17 protein-coding genes are annotated in these 20733 nt (G+C 71.4%); 4 read left to right on the top strand and 13 right to left on the bottom strand.

Features of this window, described 5'->3' with window-relative positions; translation table 11 throughout:
- Positions 1 to 27 precede the first annotated feature (27 nt).
- Positions 28 to 1026 (top strand): DUF5692 family protein, encoded by a 999-nt coding sequence (locus tag GS424_RS07565; RefSeq protein ID WP_160941715.1) that lies wholly within the window; start codon positions 28 to 30, stop codon positions 1024 to 1026.
- Positions 1027 to 1207: 181 nt separating this feature from the next.
- Positions 1208 to 3622 (top strand): cation:proton antiporter domain-containing protein, encoded by a 2415-nt coding sequence (locus GS424_RS07560; RefSeq protein ID WP_244977707.1) that lies wholly within the window; start codon positions 1208 to 1210, stop codon positions 3620 to 3622.
- A 23-nt stretch (positions 3623 to 3645) separates the two neighbouring features.
- Here the strand turns inward: GS424_RS07560 and GS424_RS07555 are convergent, their stop codons facing one another.
- From GS424_RS07555 to GS424_RS07505, 11 genes are all read right to left on the bottom strand, one after another.
- On the bottom strand, positions 3646 to 4158 hold the full coding sequence (locus GS424_RS07555) for a rhodanese-like domain-containing protein (RefSeq protein ID WP_160941716.1): 513 nt from the start codon (positions 4156 to 4158) through the stop codon (positions 3646 to 3648).
- Complete coding sequence (locus GS424_RS07550; protein WP_160941717.1) at positions 4151 to 5353, bottom strand: XdhC family protein; 1203 nt, start codon at positions 5351 to 5353, stop codon at positions 4151 to 4153. Before GS424_RS07550 ends, GS424_RS07555 begins: the two co-directional genes overlap by 8 nt.
- Positions 5354 to 5426: 73 nt before the next feature.
- Positions 5427 to 5927 (bottom strand): hypothetical protein, encoded by a 501-nt coding sequence (locus tag GS424_RS07545; protein WP_160941718.1) that lies wholly within the window; start codon positions 5925 to 5927, stop codon positions 5427 to 5429.
- A complete protein-coding gene (locus GS424_RS07540; protein WP_160941719.1) occupies positions 5924 to 7036 on the bottom strand; it encodes a hypothetical protein in 1113 nt (370 codons plus the stop codon). The genes GS424_RS07545 and GS424_RS07540 overlap by 4 nt, the downstream gene beginning before the upstream one ends.
- Positions 7037 to 7060: 24 nt before the next feature.
- Positions 7061 to 7999 carry an FAD binding domain-containing protein gene (locus tag GS424_RS07535; protein ID WP_160941720.1) on the bottom strand — a complete coding sequence of 313 codons (939 nt, stop codon included), beginning with the start codon at positions 7997 to 7999 and terminating at the stop codon, positions 7061 to 7063.
- A gap of 13 nt (positions 8000 to 8012) precedes the next feature.
- The gene (locus tag GS424_RS07530) at positions 8013 to 10310 is read right to left on the bottom strand and encodes a xanthine dehydrogenase family protein molybdopterin-binding subunit (RefSeq protein ID WP_160941721.1); all 2298 of its coding nucleotides are present in this window, start codon (positions 10308 to 10310) and stop codon (positions 8013 to 8015) included.
- Positions 10310 to 11047, bottom strand: coding sequence for a (2Fe-2S)-binding protein (locus GS424_RS07525; protein WP_218958891.1), 738 nt, complete (start codon positions 11045 to 11047; stop codon positions 10310 to 10312). Before GS424_RS07525 ends, GS424_RS07530 begins: the two co-directional genes overlap by 1 nt.
- Before the next feature lie 218 nt (positions 11048 to 11265).
- Positions 11266 to 13875, bottom strand: coding sequence for a helix-turn-helix transcriptional regulator (locus GS424_RS07520; RefSeq protein WP_160941722.1), 2610 nt, complete (start codon positions 13873 to 13875; stop codon positions 11266 to 11268).
- Between the two features lie 55 nt (positions 13876 to 13930).
- Positions 13931 to 14347, bottom strand: coding sequence for an iron-sulfur cluster assembly scaffold protein (locus tag GS424_RS07515; RefSeq protein ID WP_160941723.1), 417 nt, complete (start codon positions 14345 to 14347; stop codon positions 13931 to 13933).
- Positions 14344 to 15594: an aminotransferase class V-fold PLP-dependent enzyme gene (locus tag GS424_RS07510; RefSeq protein WP_160941724.1), complete on the bottom strand. Its 1251-nt coding sequence runs from the start codon at positions 15592 to 15594 to the stop codon at positions 14344 to 14346. The genes GS424_RS07515 and GS424_RS07510 overlap by 4 nt, the downstream gene beginning before the upstream one ends.
- Positions 15584 to 16210, bottom strand: a complete 627-nt coding sequence (locus tag GS424_RS07505; RefSeq protein ID WP_160941725.1) for a nucleotidyltransferase family protein — start codon at positions 16208 to 16210, stop codon at positions 15584 to 15586. Before GS424_RS07505 ends, GS424_RS07510 begins: the two co-directional genes overlap by 11 nt.
- A gap of 216 nt (positions 16211 to 16426) precedes the next feature.
- Here GS424_RS07505 and GS424_RS07500 point away from each other — a divergent pair, with 216 nt between their 5' ends.
- Complete coding sequence (locus tag GS424_RS07500; protein ID WP_160941726.1) at positions 16427 to 17176, top strand: class I SAM-dependent methyltransferase; 750 nt, start codon at positions 16427 to 16429, stop codon at positions 17174 to 17176.
- Positions 17177 to 17200: 24 nt separating this feature from the next.
- Here GS424_RS07500 and GS424_RS07495 read toward each other — a convergent pair whose 3' ends face one another.
- Together GS424_RS07495 and GS424_RS07490 are read right to left on the bottom strand one after the other, a co-directional pair.
- Positions 17201 to 17593, bottom strand: coding sequence for a hypothetical protein (locus tag GS424_RS07495; protein WP_160941727.1), 393 nt, complete (start codon positions 17591 to 17593; stop codon positions 17201 to 17203).
- A gap of 457 nt (positions 17594 to 18050) precedes the next feature.
- Entirely contained in the window at positions 18051 to 18617 is a 567-nt protein-coding gene (locus GS424_RS07490; RefSeq protein ID WP_160941728.1) for a hypothetical protein, read from the bottom strand.
- 209 nt (positions 18618 to 18826) lie between these two features.
- On the opposite strand from GS424_RS07490, the gene GS424_RS07485 reads away from it, so the two are divergent.
- Positions 18827 to 20665 carry an FAD-binding protein gene (locus GS424_RS07485; RefSeq protein ID WP_160941729.1) on the top strand — a complete coding sequence of 613 codons (1839 nt, stop codon included), beginning with the start codon at positions 18827 to 18829 and terminating at the stop codon, positions 20663 to 20665.
- Positions 20666 to 20733: the final 68 nt, after the last annotated feature.

Raw genomic sequence — 20733 nt, 5'->3', positions numbered from 1 at the left:
AGCATACTCTACATAAGGAGGGTTTCCATGTTGTTCCAAGTCTACGGGGAGAACGCCCTGTACCAGTGGCTCGGATGGGCCATCGTCTTCATCGGGTTGATCCTGGTGAACGAGATCGCGCGCCGCACGAAGGCAGGCGGCGTGTTCTGCTTCATCGTGCTGCCCATCGTGCTGACCGTCTACTTCGTGGCCATTTCCATCGGCGCCGGCGTCGGCCAGGAGTGGGCGCTCAACAACCCCACGCACGTGCACATGAACAGCTGGTTCCATTACGCGAAGCTCTACGCGGCCACCATCGGCTGCATCGGATTCATGGCCATCAAGTACTCGTGGGGGAAGATCGGCAAGGCGCACTGGTTCAAGTGCTTCCCGTTCGTCATCGTGGCCATCAACATCCTCATCGCCGTGGTCAGCGACTTCGAGAGCGCCATCCGCGCCTGGGGCACCACCTGGGTGTCCACCGAGGGCATCACGCTGTACGGCGGCTGGCACAACGTGTTCAACGGCCTGGCCGGCATCATCAACATCGCGTGCATGACCGGCTGGTTCGGCATCTACATCTCCAAGAAGCGCCAGGACATGCTGTGGCCCGACATGACGTGGGTGTTCATCATCGCCTACGACCTGTGGAACTTCTGCTACACGTACAACTGCCTGCCCACCCACGCCTGGTACTGCGGCCTGGCCCTGCTGCTGGCCCCCACCGTGGCGGCGTTCTTCTGGAACAAGGGCGGCTGGATCCAGAACCGCGCGTTCACGCTGGCCTTCTGGTGCATGTTCGCGCAGGTGTTCCCCGCGTTCCAGGACTACAGCGTGTTCAGCGTGCAGTCGGTGAACAACCCGAACGTGAACCTGGCCGTGTCGGTCATCGCGCTGCTGGCCAACATCGCCGCGTTCGCCTACATCATGTACCGCGCCAGGAAGCTCAAGGTGAACCCGTACATGAACGAGGTGTTCGTGGGGACGAAGGACTACGACAAGGCCATGGCGCGCCGCGCCACCCCCGCGGAGCTGGCCGAGAGCTAGGGGCTCGTCCGCAACCCGCACGCACCGCGCATCCTCGAACGGCCCGCCTCGGCGGGCCGTTTTCGGCTCCGGCACGAAATCGCCGCCGCCTCTGCGACCCGCGATCCGCCGTGCCAAGGGGAGGGGCTCCTGCTACAATGGAACGTCGTGCAACCGTACGCCGTTTCGCGAGAAGGAAGCCATGCAGTCCATACCCCAGCTCGTCACCGACCTCGCCCTGCTGCTCGCCGTGGCAGCCGTCGCCACCATCGTCTGCAGGCGCTTCAAGCAGCCGCTCGTGCTGGGCTACGTGGTGGCCGGGTTCCTCGTGAGCCCCGCCATCGGCTGGATCCCCAACATCGTGGAGACGGCCGACGTGTCCACCTGGTCGCAGATCGGCGTGATCTTCCTCATGTTCGGCCTGGGGCTGCAGTTCAGCGTGGTGAAGCTGACCACCGTGGGGCGCTCGGCGCTCATCACGGCGGCCGTGGAGATGTCGCTCATGATCGTCGCGGGGTTCGCCTGCGGCACGCTGCTGGGCTGGTCGGCGTCCACGAGCCTGTTCCTCGGCGGCATGCTGGCCATCTCGTCGTCGAGCATCATCGTGAAGACGTTCGGCGAGCTGGGGCTGCGCACCAAGGCCTTCGCCCAGCTGGTGTTCGGCGTGCTCGTCATCGAGGACATCGCGGGCGTGTTCCTGCTCGTCGTGCTGTCCACGGTGGCGGTGAGCGCGGCGGTGGACGGCGGCGCGGTGGCGGTGCACATCGGGCGCATGGCGCTGTACCTCGTGGTGTGGTTCGCGCTCAGCGTCATCCTCGTGCCGAGCGCCCTCAAGCGCCTGCGCTCCGAGCTCAACGACGAGATCCTGCTCATCGCGTCCATCGCGCTGTGCCTCGGCATGGTGGTGCTGGCCGACGCCATCGGGTTCTCCTCGGCGCTCGGCGCGTTCCTGGCCGGGTCGATCCTGGCCGGCACCGTGCAGGCCAAGCGCGTCGAGGCGCTGTTCAAGCCCATCAAGGACCTGTTCGGCGCCGTGTTCTTCGTGTCGGTGGGCATGCTGGTCACCCCGTCGGCCGTCGTGGGCAACCTCGGCGCCATCGCGGCCATCTCGGCGGTGGCCCTCGTCGGGCGCTCGCTGTTCTGCGGGCTGGGCGCCCTGCTGTCGGGCGCCACGCTGAAGACCTCGGTCATGAGCGGCCTCAGCCTGGCGCAGATCGGCGAGTTCTCGTTCATCATCGCCTCGCTGGGGTCGGCGATGGGCGTGACGCCGAGCTTCCTCTACCCCGTCATCGTCACCGTGTCGGTGGTGACGACGCTGGCCTCCCCCTTCCTCGTGAAGAACTCCGAGCGCGTCTACCTCCTGCTGGTCCGCATCCTGCCCGACCGGCTGTTCGCGCTGCGCCGCAAGCATCTGGGACGCGCGCAGGAGGACGAGGGCGAGCCGAACCTGTGGGTGGACTACCTCAAACGGTGGGCGCTCAAGCTGGGGCTCGTGGTGCTGGCCGGCGTCGCCTCGGTGGAGGTGCTCATGAAGGTGGCCCTGCCGCTGCTGTCGGGCTTCGTGCCCGCGGCCGTGCTGAACCCGCTGCTGGCCGCCGCGGGCATCTTCGCGACGGGGCTGTTCCTGTCGAACCTCTTCTACACGGGGCGCAAGAACGAGTTCGGCGTGCTGTGGATGAAGAGCCGGCGCAACCACGCGCCGCTGGCCGCGCTCATGCTGGCGGGCGCGGCGGCCTCCTGCGGCGTGGTGGCCTACATCGTGCATGCGGCCGGCGCGCGCCAGTCGGTGTGGATGTTCGCGCTGGCGGCGATGTGCTCGCTCTTGCTGGCGCGCTCGCGCACGCTGCACTCGTGGTTCCTCAAGCTGGAGACGAGCTTCGTGGGCAACCTCAACGAGTCCATCCTGGCCGAGCGCCTGGCGAACGTCGACGACGAGGAGCGCGCCCATTGGGTGGAGGAGCGCCTGTACGTGGTGGAGGTGGAGGCGTCGCGCACGCTGCGCCGCCTGGGAGCCGAGCGCTCGAGCGACTTCCTGTTCGGCATCGCGCACAACCTGGACCTCATGGCCATCGAGCGCGACGGCGCGCGCATCGGCGCGCAGGCCCTCGCGCGGCTCACCAAGGAGGAGCTGACGCGGCGCATCAACGACCCGGCCGACCCGCTGGGCATCCGCGAGGGCGACGTGCTCACCTTCCTCGGCACCGAGGACGAGGTGGACGCCTACCTGCAGACGCTGCTCAAGGAGGACTCCATCGACGAGGACGACGCCGTGAGCGCCCCGTTCGAGGAGTACGCCGCCGCGCACCCCGGCAAGCTCGACCTCGCGTGCGTGTCGCTCGACGTGGAGGCCGGCTCGCCCTTCGCCGGCAAGACCATCGCCGCCGTGGACTTCAAGGACGCGTTCGGCTGCCTCGTGGTGGCGCACGAGCACGAGAAGCTGCTCAAGATGAAGCCGAGCCGCAACACGCGCCTGTTCCCCGACGACCGCATCTGGCTCGTGGGCGAGACGGCGGCCGCGCGCGCCCTGGCGGAGCCGACGCAGGCCGCGAAGGCCGCCGAGCTCGCGCGCCCGGCGTCGGAAGCCGTCGCCGAAGAGGCCGTCGCCTCGGCGTCCTGAGCGACGCGGGCGCAAAACGGCGCTCAGGTGTCCGGCACCGGCTTCGTCTTGCCGCACACCACCTTCACGCCCACGGGGAGCCCGTCGTTGTCCACGGTGCCCGCGCCGTCGCCGCCCTCGGCGTCGACGGTGGCGTACGGCCACGACTCGATGCCGCCGAAGTCGCGCACCTGGGCGTAGCCGAGCGCGGCCAGCTTCGCGCTCGCCTCGGCCGAGCGCACGCCGGTGCGGCAGTACACGAGCACGAGCGCGTCCTTGTCGGGAGCCGCAGCGGCGGCCGACTCGGCATCGATGGCGTCGTGGGGCAGCAGGCGCGCGTTCACGATGTGCGACGCGTCGTACTCCTGCTGCGTGCGCACGTCGAGGACGACCACGCGGTCCGACGTCATGAGGTCGTGCGCCTCGGCCGCCGTGACGGCCTGCACGGCCGGCGCCGCCTCGCCCTCGCCCGCATCCGCGGCGCAGCCGGCCAGCGCGAGCGCTCCCGTCAGCGCGAGCGCCGCCGCGCACGACGCGGCCGCCGCCCGGCTACGCACCGGCGCGCTCCGCCTCGGCGCGGCGCGCGGACGCGAGCATCGTGGACATCGGGAACGTCGCGCCGCGGCGCACGGCCGTGATCTCGGCCATCACCGACAGCGCGATCTCGGCCGGCTCGCGGCCCTTGAGGTCGAGCCCGATGGGCCCGTACACGCGGCCGACGGCCTCGTCGTCGTAGCCCTCGCACACGAGCTGGCGGTAGCGCGCGAGCTGCGTGGTGTAGCGCCCGAGCGAGCCGATGTAGAACGCCGGCGAGTCGAGCGCGGCCGCCAGCGCGGGCACGTCGATCTTCGGGTCGTGCGTGAGCGCGCACAGCGCCGTCGACGCGGTGAGGCGCAGCGTTTTGAACGCCTCCTGCGGCCAGGCGTGCACGAGCTCGTCGACGAAGGGGAACCGCTCCTCGGTGGCGAACGCGCCGCGCGGGTCCACCACCACCGTGCGGTAGCCCAGCATCTTGGCCATGCGCGTCAGGTGGATGGAGATGTGCACGCTGCCCACGCACACGAGCTGGGGCTGCGGGTTCGCGCGCGCGAAGAAGAACGTGCCGGCGCCCGTCCGCACGAGCCCCGCGCCCTCCGTCGGCGCGCAGGCGCACGCGCCCCGGGCCGCCTCCGCGAGCGCGTCGCGCCCGAGGCGCTCCTCCGCCTCGCGCGGCGCGACCACGCGCCACCCCTCGCAGCCCGGCGCCGCGAAGGCGCGCAGGCCCACGCGCCCTTCGGCCGCGGCCGCGTCGGGCGACACGAGCAGGAAGCTCGCGCCCGCGCCCCGCGAGGCGGGGCCGCCTGCGCCCGCGCCGTCCTCGTCCGCCGGCTCGACGAGGCTCACGCGCACGTACGGGCGCTCCGCGTCGAGTTCGGCGCATTCGGCCTCGAACAGCGCCCGGTCCAAGCGCGACACGAGCACCTCGATGTTGCCGCCGCACGACAGCCCCGCTTCCTGGGCGCGCGCCGTGGAGGCGTGGAAGCGCTCGAGGCCGGCGTCCTGCGCGCCCTCGAGGCAGTCGAGCGCCGCCTGGACGACGCTGCCCTCGATGCAGCCGCCCGACACCGACCCCGCGATGCCGCCGGCCGCGCTCACCGCCATCACCGATCCCGGCGCGCGCGGCGAGGACCCCCAAGTCTTCGTCACCTGGGCCAGGGCCACGTCGCACCCCACCTCGAACCACCGTGCCACGTCGGAGCGTATCTCGCGCATGGCGACTCCTTTCTTCTCGTCCGACGCCGCCGCGAGAGGCATCGCCCCTCGCGGCGGCGCGAAGCCGACCGCCCTACCGCTCGGCGTGGCAGGCGGCGCATTCCTCGTTCGCCAGGTTCTGGCCTGCATGGCTCGACGGCTGCTGCGCCGCGGAGCTCGAGCCGTCGTGGCAGCTCAGGCAGTCCGACCCGTTGTTGCCGTGGCCCATGGCGGGCGGCTCGCCCACCATGCCGAAGTTCGGCACGTAGTCGCCGTCGCTCGCATCCACGATGCCCTCGAGCGGCTCGAGGTTCTGCGAGGTCACCGCGCCCACGCTGCCGCCGGCGATGCGCTCCTGCTGCAGCTCTTCCTCCTCCGAGCCCTCGATGGCCTTGCCGTTCGTGTGCTCGGCCTCCACCGCGGGGTCGAACGCCTGGTACGCACCCTCCACCGCCGTGTCGTTCGTGGCCGGCGCGCCGTTCGCAGCGTCCTCGCCCGCGCCCTGCGGGGCGCAGCCGGCCGCCGCGAGCGCCAACACGAGCGCGCAGGCAAGCGCCCCGAGGCGCGCGGCCCGGTACTCTCTCGTTGCTTTCATGGTTCCTCCGTTTCTAGCGGGTTCTCATCGATGTCCCGATCGTCCAATGTCTTCGCGATGTCCGCGAGCTTCTCCTCGTCGAACCCCACCGTCCGCCGCTCGATGGGCGCCACGGCTTCGTCGTCCAGCAGCCCGGGCGCGAACTCCCCGGACGCGTCGAACGTGATCACCTGCACGGGCCGCCGCGAGCGCGCGGCGTTGATGCGCTCGACGAACGCGCTCACGTACGCGGGATAGCTCATGTCGTGCGGCTCGAGCACCTCGCACATGAGGTCGATGGGCGTCTGCACGCGCTTCTGCCTGTCGACCGTCACCGCCACGTCGTCCACGCTGCCCAGACGGTACAGCAGCAGCACGCGGTGGCCCATGAGGCCGGCGGTGTTGCCCCCGGCCGAGCTGTCGCGGCGCCGCTCGATGCGCACGCCGTAGTAGTCCAGCTCGCGCGCCGCCTCGCTCTTCATGGCGAACACGCGGCCGTCGGCCGTCTCGAACACCGCCTCGGGGATCCGCCGCTCCGGCGACGTCACCTGGGAGGCGGCCCGCACCTCGTCCGTGCGCACGGCGCGCACCTCCTCGGTGTCCGACGACAGCGTCGCGTAGAACCTCGTCGGCTCGAGCGCCGCCACCACGCCGAGATAGGCCCACGCCTCGTAGGCGTTGCGGAACAGCGACGAGCAGAACGGCGGCAGCGCGCGACGCGCGGCCGCCTCCAGCTCCTCGGGCGACGACCCCTGCCCTACCGCGTCCAGCACGAGCGCGAACGCCGGCTTGGCGAGGGTCTTGTCCGCATCGCTCATGAGGCTCTCCAACGTGGGCGCGAGGTGGAACGCGGCGAGGCCGCTTCGGTCGAGCACCCGCCCGCGCATCGCGGCGCAGCGCCGCGCGGCCTCGCGCACGCGCTCGGCCTCCGGCCCCAGCACCGCCTCCGCCAAGCCGCCCTGCACCTGCTCCACCAGCTCGTAGAACCCGGGGCGCGCCTCGGGGGGCACCGTCAGGCTCCTCGGAGCCAGCCGGATGCCCTCGTGCGCCGCCGCGTAGTCCCGCAGCCGCCCGTAGGCGTCGCGCCACCCGCGCTCCGACGCGCGGGCGCCGCCGTTGCCTTCGTCCATGTCGCACCTCCCGTCGTGCGCCGCTTAGGCGATGTCCATGAGCGTGCGCTTCACCAGCGTGCGCGCGATCTCCACCTTGTAGGCGTTCTTGCCGAGCGGCTTGCACGCCGCCACCGCGGCGTCGCCCGCCTGCGCGGCCGCCTGCTCGCTCACGCCGCCGGCCACCGCGGCCTCGGCCTCGGCCGAGCGCACGGGAGCCGGGTACACGCCGCCCAGCACCACGCGCACCGCGCCGTCGCCGCCCTGCGCCACCGCGCAGTTCACCACGGGGAAGTCGATGGACTTGCGCAGCGCGAACTTCTGGAACGCGCTCTTGGCCGCCTTCGGCACCTTGAACTCGGTTACCACCTCGCCATCCTCCAGCACGTTCGAGCGCGTGCCGTTGGCCTTGAAGAACTTCTCGGCAGGCACCTCGCGCTTCGTGGTGACCACGGTGGCCCCCAGCGCCACGAGCGCCGGCGCCGTGTCGTGCGAGCTGGCCGCGTAGCAGCCGTCCTGGTCGCCGAAGATGGAGTGGTAGCGGTTGTCGCCCACGCGCGCCGGGCACCAGTCGCCGCCCTTGCGCTTGCAGTGGAAGCGGTCGTCGGGCGTGCGGAAGTACCAGCAGCGGTGCATCTGGCACGCGTTGCCGCCGATGGTGCCCATGTGGCGGATGGTGGGCGACGCGGCGCGGGCGCAGGCCTCGGCCAGCGCCGCGCAGCCGTTCTTCACCGCGTCGCTGTCGGCCACGTCGGCCAGCTTCGCCAGCGCGCCGATGCGCACCGCGTCGCCGTCCTCGGCGATGCCGTCCATGTCGGGGATCGTCTTGAGGTCGATCACCGTGTCGGGGTACGTCGGCAGGATCTCGTCCTTGAGCGTGCCCAAGAGGTCGGTGCCGCCCGCGATGAGCGCGGCCGTGCCCGACGCGGCGCTCGACGCCGCCTCCTTGGCCGAGGCGGCCTGCTGATGCTTGTAGTGTTTCATAGGTGCTCCTCCTCTACTGCTCGATCTTCCCGAGCACGGCCAGCACCTTGTCGGGCGTGTAGGGAACCATGTCGATGAAGTCTCCGCCGGTGGCGTTCTGGATGGCCTGGCCCACGAGGCCCGGGTTCGCGTGCGCGTGCGCCACGCCGGTGGAGCCGTACGCGCCGCCGCCGCAGCGGGTTTCCACGGGCACGGGCTCGATCTTGGGCTGGTCGAGGATGGTGGGCACCTTGTAGTCGTACATATTGCCGTTCAGCAGCACGCCGGTGGCCTCGTCCCAGATCAGCTCCTCGCGCAGCGCGCGGCCCGAGTTCATGGTGATGGCGTTCTCGATCTGGCCGAGCGCCGACGAGGGCCGGATGACCTTGCCGAAGTCGTGCGCCACCACGTAGTCGAGGATCTCCACGAGGCCCGTCTCGGGATCGACGGCCACCTCGCACATGTCCACGTTCATCGTGCGGATGACGTCGTTCTGGAACGGCACCTTGGGCTTGCCGCAGTACCCCACGGCCAGCTGGCCCATGCCCACGATGGGCATCTGCTTGGTCGGGTCGGCTTTGAGGGTGATGAGCGAGTCGACGAGGTCCACCTCGTCGGCCGTCACGCCCATGGCCGCCGCGCCCGTGGCCAGGATCTGCTGCTTCAGCAGCACGGCCGCCTCCTTCGCCGCCCACGTGCACGTGGAGCCGCGATCGGCCGCGTCGCCCTCCTGCCAGTTGTTGTAGTTCGGGGAATAGTAGACGATGACGTCTTCCAGCTTGCATCCCAGCTCCTCGGCGATGACCAGCTGCACCGCGTCGGGCCAGTACGTGCCGATGAGGGCTTCCGCGTAGGGCATGTAGATCTTGCCGTCCACGCCCATGCGCAGGTTGATGTTGTACGAGATCATGCCCCAGGTCTGCGAGGCGGCGTAGCGGCACGACACGCCGTGCAGACGACCGTCCTCAAGCGTGCGCTCGCCGGCGAGATGCCACTTGCCGGCCCAGTCGAAGGCCTCGCGCGCCGCGTCCATGCAGGCGGTGAGCGACGGGTCGGTCACGCGCACGTTCTTCATGATGACGTCGCTCACGTCCATGCCCAGCACGTCGGCCATCTTGGCGAACGCCAGGTTCACCGGCTCGTACTGCGGCTGGCCGGGGTCGGCCGTGGTGCAGGCGCCGTTCGTCACGTAGTAGGCCATCTCCGAGTACACGTTGGGGCTGACCGTCTGCTTGAAGCCCTGCGCGTTCGGCGGCAGCACGAGGTGCCCGTGCGTCTTGTCGCCGTAGCCGCCGCGCGCGCCCGTCTGGTGCACGTTCTCCGACTGCACCGCCACGAGCGTGCCGTCGTCCTTGAAGCCGATGCGCACGGTGAGGTAGGTCTGGGGCACCGCCGCGTCGAACGACTCGCGCCGCGACTGCACGTAGCGCACGGGCGTGCCGCCCAGGCGCTTGGACAGCACCGGCGCGAACTGCGCGCCGCGCTTCTCCACGAAGTCGCAGTAGCGGGCCGCCATGTAGGGCGACAGGGCGCGGTACTTGTCGGCGTGCGAGCCGGCGCCCATGAACGCCGACACGATGGGGCCGTTCGAGGGGAAGTGCGCGTGGTTCGTCACGTAGCACATCTTCTCGCCGTCGGGGTTGCCCCACGGGTCGTCCGCCCAGTAGGAGAAGTACGCCGGCGGCATGGGGCGGAACTGGCTCCACATGGGGCGGCCGTAGTCGACGACCTCGATGTGGTCGGCCTCCTTGAAGCCGTCTTCCACGCAGCCCTGTTCCCACTCCACGGCGGCGCCGAACGTGTTGCCGGTCATGTTGGAGTCGGGGTTCATCTCGGGGCGCAGGATGGGCGCGCCGGGCTTGGCCGCCTCGCGCGCGTCGAGGATGAACGGCAGCACCTCCCACTCCACCTTGATGGCGTCAAGCGCCTGCTTGCACACCTCCTCGTTCACGGCCACCACGACGGCGCCCACCTCGTCGCCCTCGAACTCGGCCTCGTCGCCCAGAAGCGGGCTGCCGCCGAACTCGAAGTACGCCGGACGGTATTTCGGCATGCTCGCCAGTTCCTCGTCCTCGTAGGTCAACACGAGCTTGACGCCCTCGATCTTCTCGGCGTCGGCGATGTCGAGGCTCTTCACCTTGGCATGGCCGTAGGGGCAGCGCAATGCCATCGCGGTCAGCGTGCCCTCCATCCACAGGTCGGTGGGGTACTTCGCCGCGCCCGACACCATGTCCCACGACTGGCGTCCCGGATGGTCCCAGGTGCCCACCACCTTGAAGTCGGTGCGGTCCTGGTTGGTGCCCTCGGGCTCCCACACGCTCGTCTCGCCCATCAGTTGCCTCCTTCGATCGCGGCGGCCGCTTCCTGGATCGCCTGCACGTGGCGCGAGTACGTGCCGCAGCGGCAGATGTTGCCCGCCAGCTCGGCGCGGATCTGCTCGTCGGTGGGCGCGCCGTACTTCTCGATGATGTACTTCGCCACGGTGAACTGGCCGGGCGTGCAGTAGCCGCACTGCGCGGCATCGTGCTTCGCGTACGCCTCCACGAGCGGGCGCCACTTCGCGTCGGCGGCGATGCCCTCCGACGTCTCGATGCGCTTGCCCTCGCACTCCACCGCGAGCGTCGTGCAGGACAGCGCGGGCACGCCGTCGACGAGCACCGTGCACGACCCGCAGGCCCCGCGGTCGCACATCTGCTTGGCGTTGCCGGTCAGGCCCACGGCCTTCAGCAGCGTCTCGCGCAGCGTCCAATGGGGCTCCACCTGCACCTTGACGTCCGTCCCGTTGATGGACAGCGCCGCGCACGTCGGCACGGCCGCCTGCGGGTGGGTCTCCTCGAAATGCTTCACGAGGGCGTCGTAGTCGGTGGTCTTCTGCCCGCACAGCGGGCAGGTGTACACGAAATCGGTGACGGTGATCGCCTCGGCATGAGCCTCGGCCGGAGCCCCCAGGATCGAGCCGATCCCGAGTCCCGCCGCCCCCGCCGCGAAGCCGGCGAACCCGCCGACCTTGAGAAAGTCACGGCGCGACACGTCGTTGCCCATGAGCCTCTCCTCCTTCTGTCGTTTCATACGTCCCTTGCAACCGGGCGCACGAGCGCATACCCCCCTCCTGCGCGCCTGGCCTTCCAACGATGACAAGGCTACCGGGCGGCAGGGGGAGGCGCCATTACGCGAAGGGGTAAGGAGCGGGGGTATATCGGGGGAAGTCGAGGCCGAGGGGGCGCGGGAGGCGCCGCCGAGCCGAGGGGGCGGGCAGGCGCCCCGGCGGCGCGCGGCGGCGGGGTGGGCTAGACGACGCCGGCGTCGCGCAGGAGGGCGACCGCCTGCATCTTGGAGTGCACGCCCAGCTTGCCGTAGATGTTCGCCAGGTGCTTTTTCACCGTCTCACGCGAGACGAACAGCTTGTCGGCCGCCTGGGCGATGGTCAGCCCCGCGGCGATGCAGCGCATCACGTCCGCCTCGCGCTCGGTGAGGCGCGAGGCCTCGCCCGCGTCGACGTCGGAATCCAGCAGGCCGCGCACGTAGCCCGCCAGCGCCGGATCCTCGGCGCGCGCGAGGAAGCGCTGCGCGGCGGGGCGCAGGAACGCGAGGTTCTCGGCCAGCGCGCTGTCGAGCCGCGAGGCTCGGGCGTGGCGCGCGGCGCGCTCGAAGTAGGCGTCCGCGCGACCGAGGCGCGCCACCTTCTCGGAGAACGCGCAGGCCACGGCCGAGGCGCGCACGTACACCGAGCGGTCTTCCTCGTCCGCCGCATCGGCGAAGGCGCACGCATCCTCGTAGCGGGCCACCATGTCGAGGCAGTACGCCAGCATGCCGCGGAACACGCCCGTGGTGCGGTTCTCGAACGGCAGCGCCGCCTCCTCGAGGGCGCGCGTGCGGAACGCCCGGCACCAGTCGAGCGCCATGGGATACGAGGGACCCGCCAGAACCGCGCCCTCCTCGTCCATCGCCATCGCCGCGAAGAACTCCTCGCGCGCGCCCGGCGCGCCCGTGCGGTAGCGGATCTTCGCCAGCAGCAGCGCCTCCTCGGCGGCGCTGCCCGGCACGACGCCCTCCGACGACACCACCAGGTAGGTCTCGTGCTCGCGCAGGGCCCGCTCGAGGTCGCCTTCCTCGTAGGAGCACAGCATGATGGACAGGTAGGCGTAGCCCAGCATGGGCTTGAAGCGGCGCTCCTGCTCGGGGTACAGCGCGAACGCGCGCTCGGCGTAATGGCGCGACTCCTGCACGTGGCCGAGGTTCGCGCAGATGCGCGACAGGTTGCAGAAGGCCGAGCTCGACAGGCACTTGTTGCCGTAGTCCAGCTGCATGGCCAGCGATTTCGCGAACGCCGCCTTCGCGCCCAGCAGGTCGAACGCCGCGCTGGACGACGCCTCCACCTGCAGCATCATGCTGCGCAGGTAGAACTCCTCCTGCGGCAGGTACTTCAGCGCCTGCGTCGCGAACTGGCGCATGCGGCCCCAATCGTTCTTGAACGACGCCATGAACGCCTTCTGCACGAGGCACAGCGCGAACAGGAAGTCCTCGTCGTCGTGCAGGCGCGCGATGGCGTTCTCTAGGTAGGCGTTGGCGCGCTCGGACTCGCCCTTCAGCGCGAACGGCATGGCCAGCACCGCGCACAGGAGCGGGCTCGCCATGATCTCGGCCTCGGGGAGGAACGACGCCCAGCGCAGCACGGTGTAGTGGCTGTCGCTCATGTACAGCCGCTTCCAGTTGTCCACGATGATCTGGCGCACGCGCGCGTGATCGCCCCGATCGGCCGCCACCTCCACCGCCGAGTCGAAGTAGCCGTGCTCCTCGAGCCACGCGCACGCGGCGGCTCCCAGCGCCCCGGCGTCGAGGTCGTCCATGCGGTCGAGGCGCTGATGGAGCAGGTCGGCCAGCAGCGGGTGGTAGCGGTACCAGTCCTCGCCTTCCTTGCGCTCGAACCGCTCGATGAACAGGCCGTTGCGCACGAGGTAGTCCACCTGCCCGGCCGCCTCCTCGCGCGACAGGCCCGTGATGCGCTCGGCCAGGGGCAGGCAGAACGACCCCACCACCGACGTGGCCGCGAGGAACCGCCGCCGCTCGGCGGGCAGCACGCTGAACACCTCCTCGAACAGGTAGTCGTTGATACTGACGCGGGCGCAGGCCAGGGCCTCGTCCACCTGCGTCCGCGACCCGTCGCCGCACAGCAGCGCCACGAGCCGGATGCCCGTTGCCCAGCCGGCCGTCGCCTCGTGCACGGCGCTCGCCTGCTCGGCCCCCAGGCGCATGCCCATGCCCGCGAGCAGCGCGCCCGTCTCGTCGGCGGACAGGCGCAGGTCGGCCTCGCCCACCTCGTTGAGCGCGCCCTCCACGCGCATCTTGGCGGTGGGGAACCTGAGCGCCTGGCGCGAGGTCACCACGAAGTGCGCGTTCGGCGGCAGGTGCTTCAGCAGGTAGTGCACGCTCTCGTGGACTCCTGCGTCCCCGTGCACCTCGTGGAAGTCCTCGAGCACGCACACGAAGTCACGCCCGTACTCGGCCATCTGGATGATGAGCGCGTCCAGCGCGGGGCGCAGCTTCGAGAACTCGTCGGGCAGGCGCACGTCGTCGAACGACTGGCAGATGCGCTCGTCGGCGCGGCGCAGCGCGGTGACGAGGTAGAGCCAGAAGCGGTCGAGCGCGGCATCCTCGGCGTCGAGCAGGTACCAGGCGCACGGCACGCCGTCCAGCGTGCGCAGCCACGACACCACCGCCGTGGTCTTGCCGAACCCCGCGGGCGACACCACCGCGGTCAGCGGGCACGAGATCGCCGCCGCGAGCTTCTCGGTGACCGCCGGGCGCTCCACCACGTGCGCGGCCCGCGACGGGACGATGATCTTCGACGGCAGCAGTACGATGTCGCGCATGCCGTCGGCCGGCTCGCTCTCGCCCATGTTCTCCCCCTTTTGCCCCGCCGCCTGCCGGCGGCGCCGTGCATCCCCTGGCAGCCTATTGTAGCAAACTCGCCCGCGGGCGTTCGAGCGCGGTCTCGAGCGCCCGCTTGAACACCGAGACCGGCAGGTCGACGCAGCCCCTGCGCGTGCGGCCCACCTCGAGGCCGCCCCACCAGCGCAGCACGTCGTCGCCCGTCAAGGCGGCGGCCTCGTCCGCCGACATGCCCGCCGCGCGCTCCATGAGCACGTCGGCGCTCGCCGTGCACAGCGAGCACGCGTAGCCGTCGAACGCCGCGCGGGCGACCGCCATGCCGCCGTCGCGGCGCTCGAGGGCCACGCGCACCTCGAGGGCGTCGCCGCAGAACGGGTTGTCGCCCGACGCCGCGCCGTCGTAGGCGCCCTCGAACCCCTTGCAGCGCGGGCGGCGGTACCGTTCCACGATGCGCTCGTCGTCGATGCGCACGGCCCTCACGCCCCCCGCTCGACGAGGCGCGCCGCGGCGCGCAGCAGCGCGTCCACGTCCTCGTCGCTCGAGTAGCCCGCGAAGCTGGCGCGCACGCTGGCCCGCGCGCCGAGGGCCGCATGGAGCGGCTTGGCGCAGTGATGGCCGGCGCGCACGAGCACGCCCTCGGCGTCGAGGGCCGCGCTCGCGTCGTGGGGGTGCACGCCGTCCACCGTGAAGCTCACGAGCGAGGCGCTGGCGGGCGACGTCCCGCCCAGCACGCGCACGCCCGGCAGCGCCGCGAGCCCGCGCTGCGCGCGGGAGGCCAGCGCGGCCACGTGGCGCCGGACCGCCTCCATGCCCGCTTCCTCCAGCATGCGCAGCGCCTCGTCCCAGGCGACGGCGGCGGCGATGGCGGGCGTGCCCGCCTCGAAGCCCTGCGGGCCCGGCGCGACCGCGTAGCCGCGGGCGTCCACCTGCGCCACCATGCCGCCGCCCCCGAGCGCGGGCCGCATGCCTTCGAGGGCGCGCGGCGAGCACGCGAGCGCGCCGATGCCGGTGAGCCCCAGCATCTTGTGCGCCGACAGCGCGTAGAAGTCGACGGGCAGGGCGGCGAGGTCCACCGCCTCGTGGCCGACGGCCTGCGCGCCGTCGAGCGCCGTGAAGGCCCCCGCCAGGCGCGCGTCGTCCAGGATGCGGGGCAGGTCGGGCTGCTCCCAGCCGACGACGTTCGACTGCTGCGCCAGCGCCACCAGCTTGGGGCCGCGCTCGGCGATGCGCTCCCACGCGGCGCGGTCGAGCCTGCCGTCCGTCCCGACGGGTATCCAGGCCACTTCCACGCCGCGGCGCTCGGCCAGCATCTGCCAGCACACGATGTTGGCGTGGTGGTTGTCCTCGGCCACGGCCACGACGTCGCCCGGCCCGAGCGCATGCTCCGCCCAGCACAGCGCCGCCAGGTTGAGCGACTCGGTGGCCCCGTGCGTGAACACGACGCGCGCCGCATCGTCCACGCCCAGGTGGGCCGCGAGGCGTTCGCGCGCGCACTCGTAGGCGTCGGTGGCCTCCTCGGCCAGCGTGTGCGCGCCGCGGTGGATGTTGGCGCAGCTCGTGTGCAAAAAGCGCGTCACGGCGTCGGTCACGCGCAGCGGCACGAGGGAGGTGGCCGCGCTGTCGAGGTACGCGAGCGGGCGCGCGCCGTCGCGCCCGATGCGGCGCTCGAGCACGGGGAACTGCGCGCGGTCGAGCGGCGGCGCGCCCGCCGGGCGCCTAGCGTCCACGGAGGATCGCCTCCTCGATGCGGGCGAGCTCGTCGGGCGTGTCCACGTCGTCGAGCACGCGCGCGTCCGCCGCCGGCACGGCGCGCACGGCAAGCTCCGGATGCGCGCGCAGCATCGAGCGCGCGCCCTCGTCGCCCTCCAGCTCCTCGAGCAAGGGGAAGCACGTCCGATCGAACAGGCACGGGTTGCCGCGGCGCTGCGCGCCCTGCGTGACGCAGGCATGGGCGCCGCCCGTCGCGTACGCGCGCAGCAGCGCGTCGAGGTGCGCCGCCTCCACGTAGGGCTGGTCGGCCACCATGACCAGCAGCAGGTCGTAGCCGCGGGCCGCGGCGAAGCGCGCCGCCGTGCGCACCGAGGTCGACTGCCCGCGCTCCCACGAGGGGTTGAACGCCTCGCGCGCGCCCAGCTCCTGCGCCGAGCGCGCGACGGCGTCGCGATGGGCGCCCGTCACCACGACCGTCTCCGCCGCGGCGCACCCGCGCGCGGCCCGCAGCGCCCGCTCGAGCAGCGTCGACCCCGCGAACGGCCGCGTCAGCTTGCACGTCCCCATGCGCGTCGACGCGCCCGCGGCCAGCACGGCCGTGCACGCGTTCGGAACCCGCTCCATCCGCTTCATACGCCCTCCTTCGTCTCGCCTCCACTCTAGCGCGAGGAGGCGGGCGGGCGCATTCCCCGAACGGGGTATTCCGCGGCGCGCGCGACGCTTCCCCTTCCCCCTCCCCCAAGGGGGTATGGTCGGGCGCGCCCGCGGGGAGTAGCGTTGCAGGCGTCGCCGGGAGCGACCGCGGAAGGGGTTGCCGAGAACCCGGGATCGTCGAGAGAGAGGCCGCGCATGCGCATGAGCAGCTGGACGCCGGACGTCATCCGGTTCATGGAGGACGCATCCTCCCACACCCCGTACTTCGACGAGATCGCCGCCGCCGTGCTGCGCCATGCCGGGTCGACCGCGCGCGTCTGCGACGCCGGGTGCGGCATGGGGCAGCTCGCGTTCGCGCTGGCCCCGCACGCGGGCCGCGTCGACGCCGTCGACCGCTCGCCCCGCGCGATCGCCTACGTGCGGGCGCAGGCGGAGGCGCGGGGGCTGCGCACCGTGCGCCCGCAGAGGGCGGACGTCGCCTCGCTGTGCCCCGCCGAGCCCTACGACCTCATGGTGTTCAGCCTGTCCGCCTCGCTCGAGGACGCCTGGGCGGCCGCGCGCGGCCGCTGCCGCGGCACGCTCGTCGTCATCAACAAGATGCACGGCGCGCCGCCCGACCCCGACGCGCGGCGCCCGCGCGTGCACGGCCTCGAGCGCAGCCTGCGCGGCTTGCGCGCGCTCGGCGTCCCCTGCGCCGGCGAAGCGCTCGACCTCGAGTTCGGCCAGCCCTTCCGCTCGCTCGAGGACGCGGCCGCCTACTGCGCCCTCTTCCGCACGCGCGACTTCCCCGCCGGCCCCGCGCCCGCCGACCTCGCCCGACTGCTCGACGAGACGGGCGACGAGCGCTTCCCGTACTACCTGCCCGTGCGCCGCCGCCTCGCCCTCGTCGCCCTCGACCTGGGCGCCGAGCGCGCCGAGCCCTCCCGCACCGCGCTCACGGCGTGAGGCGGGCGCTCCGCCAGGCGGGCGTTATCGGCGCAACTGGACGGCGAAGGCCGTTTGCAGCAGGCCGATGACGAGGTAGCCCGCCGCCAGGGCGTTGCGGAAGAGCAGCAGCTCGGCCGCGCACCATACGACGAGGAACGCCCCGGCGACGAATCCGGCAGCCGCCACTGCGCGGGGCGGGCGGCCCAAGCACGCGAGCGCTGCCGCCGCCGCGCTCGCAACGCCGTTCGCCAGCATCGGAGCCAGCCTCGACCAGGACATCCCGTCCGTGGGCCCGAGCAGCATGAGCACGCTGGCCGCGAGCGCGCACGCCGCGCCCACGGCGCAGATGGCCACGAGGACGCGGTACGTCCCCTTGTCGCACGCGCACTCCGACGCCCCGCGCGCCCTCGCTCCCGTTCCCGCTTCCATCCGCATAGCCGCCGCCTTCCTCGCATCGTTTCCCCGCAGGATACCGATGCCGGGGCGGTTGCGCCAGAAGCCAGGGGTTGCGTTTCCCCCGCAACCGGAACGCGCGCCCGCAACCGGGCCGCGCGGCGGGGTGCAGGCCGAGCGATTCCCGAGCCCCGGCCGCGGAGCCCCATCGCTCGACCGGGACGCGATCCTGCGAGGGCACGCGAATCGCCGAGTTCCAAGCAATTTTGTCGTTTTGCGAACGTTCACGGCGCAAAATGCGGGAACGCCCGAACAGGTAGCTGCAAAACCGCAGGTCGGACGATCGCCGTCCGAACATGCAGGTCGATCGGGCACGTTTTCCCACTCCAAACGTTCGCAAAACGACAAAATTGCTTGGGAACGACGATTTCCCGCGCCTCATCCTCGGCAACGACGACGCGCGTCTCGCAACCGGGCCGCACGGCGGGGCGCCCGACCCTTAGCGGCCCGGAAGGTCGAGCGCCCCGTAGAGCCCGCGCGGGACGCAGTCGAGCCAGAAGGCGACGTACTCGTCCACGCCGCCGAAGTCGTTGGGCTTGATCCAGTAGCGGATGAGCTCGGGAACGAGGTTGGAGTACACGACGGCCTCGAGGCGCAGCGCCGGCGTGAGCCCCCTCCCGTCGCGCCGCTCGAGCGTCTCCTCGATCGCCGCGACCCTGCGCGCGTTCAGCGGCCAGTAGTAGCTTCCCCGCTTCTGCACGAGGTCCTCGTAGTCGACCAGGAAGAACGCGCGCTCCTGCTCCACCAGCTCGAGGCAGGCCTTGACGCCCTCCCGCCAGCCGAGGTCCCGCCCGATCCGGTACAGAGACACCGAGAAGCAGAAGTCGAGGTACCAGTACATGATGTCGTACTTCGAGTCGAACAGCGTGTAGAACTTCTTGCGGGAGATGCCGCACGCCGCGCAGACGGCGCTCACCGTCATGCTGTCGAGCGGCCGGTCAACCGCGTGCAAAACCGCGATCTTGTCCTGGAAATCGGCCGGCACGTCGGCCAACGGTATCTGCATGGGCGTCCCCTCCCCGATCTCGGCCGCACCCCTCGGCCTTCGCCGCCCATTTTGCAGAACGGGGCGGCCCCGTGTCAAGGCGTCAAGGGAACAAACGGCCCGATCTGTTTCCGCGGCGACCCCTCCTCCGCGTCCCCGTTCCTTGGCGGGCCCCCGCCGCCCACCCTACCATGGAGCCGTCGACATTCGCCAACGCAAGGAGGGAAAACATGAGCACGACGAACCGAGAAGACCGCACGCCAACCGGCCGCGCCCTGTCGAGGCGCAGCTTCCTGAAGGGGCTGGGCATCGTCGGGGCCGCCGGCGCGGCGAGCGCCGCGCTGCCCGGATGCGCCGCCAGCCCGTCGTCCAAGGCGGACGCGGAGAAGGCGGCCGCCCCGACGGACGCCGCGACCCAGCGCCTGCTCGAGCGCGGCGTGGCCGGGGCGTCGCTGCCCGACGCGGCCCCCATCGCGCCGGTCGAGCCGCCCGAGACGTGGGACGAGGAGGCCGACGTCATCGTCGTGGGCATGAGCGGCGGCGGGCTCGTGACGGCCGGATACCTCGCCGAGCAGGGGCTCACGGTCATCGGCATCGAGAAGCAGTCGTCCGTGGGCGGGTCGTGCCGCCACGCCTGCTCGTTCGTCAACCCGTTCGGCGGCGCGAAATCGCAGCTGGAAGCCGGGTTCGAGGGCATCTGCAAGGGGGACAAGAAGGCCGGGATGCGCCGCTACCAGTCCGATTGCGGCTACTCGGTGGACGACTCCCTCATGAGCACGATGTTCGATTACGGCGGGGAGGCGTGCGACTGGGTGGTGGAGCAGCCGGGCATGAACCTCGTGTGCCTGGGGAACCGCTGGCACGACAAGGACGTCGTCGAGGGCAAGCAGAACCGCGTCCTCGGCTTCACCAACCCCATCGACACGCTGGAGAAGAACGCGCGGGCCGCGGGAGCCGCCATCGAGCTGAACACCGCCGCCGAGACGCTCGTGCTCGACGACGGCCGCGTCGTGGGGCTGCGCGTGTCGGGCCAGGAGGGCACGAAGCACCTGAAGGCCTCGAAGGGCGTGATCTTCCTGGCCGGCGGCATCGGCATGAACAAGGACCTCATCAAGGCGTACCTGCCGAGCGCCGCCGAGGGCGCGGTGCAGGGCGGCCCCATGCCCTACCACACCGGCGAGACGTTCCGCATGGGCCTCGGCGCGGGCGCCGACTTCTCCGGCTACGACTCCTGGTGCTGCTGGGAGTCGGGCATCGACGAGAGCATCGCGGGCGGCGACGGCCAGTTCTGGCACTACTTCTGGCACGGCGAGCGCCAGCTGTTCCACAACCCGTGGCTCATCATCGACCGAACCGGCACGCGCCAGCCCTACTACGCGCTCACCCGCGAGGAGTACGCGCCGCTCAACCCCGGCGGCGGCATGGGCGACCTCACCAACTCCACCCGGTGGATGTCCGCCGTGGGGCACCACGTGTACAACATCTGCGATTCGAAGTTCCCCGAGGAGATCTTCAAGAAGAACACCACGCCGGAGGCGACGCACGACAAGTGCCGCATCCCCCTCACCGACCCGAGCGTGCTCGTGGACAACGCCGGCCTCGTCTCGGCCGACTGGCTCTCCGAGGTGGACGACGCCGTCGCGCGCGGCGCCGTGAAGAAGGCCGACACCCTCGACGAGCTCGCCGAGATGCTGCTGCTCGACCCCGACGTCGTCAAGGGCGCCGTGGAACGCTACAACGAGCTGTGCGCGAAGGGCGAGGACGACGAGCTGGCGTTCCCTTACGACCCGTCGTGGCTGAGCCCCCTCGACACGCCGCCGTACTACGCCGCCATCATCGGCGGGCAGATCGGCAAGACGCTCTGCGGCCTGCGCGTCAACGGCGACTTCCAGGTGATCGACGAGAAGGGCGCGGCCATCCCGGGGCTGTACGCCGGGTACTCCACGGCGGGCGGCTTCATCGGCGACGGCACCGCCGGCGGATTCTGGAACGGCACCATGTACGGCGGCGTGGGCAGCTCGCTGGTCACCGGCTACATCGCCGCCAAGAAGCTCGCCGAGCTGGAGTAGCGCCGCGGGCGATCGGGGCGGGCGCGACGCGCGCCCCGATCGCCGCGTAAGCCCCTCGCCGCGAGGCG

Origin of the sequence: Eggerthella guodeyinii (genome assembly GCF_009834925.2) — a bacterium.
Lineage (GTDB): Bacteria > Actinomycetota > Coriobacteriia > Coriobacteriales > Eggerthellaceae > Eggerthella > Eggerthella guodeyinii.
This window is presented reverse-complemented; position numbering and strand designations above follow the sequence as displayed.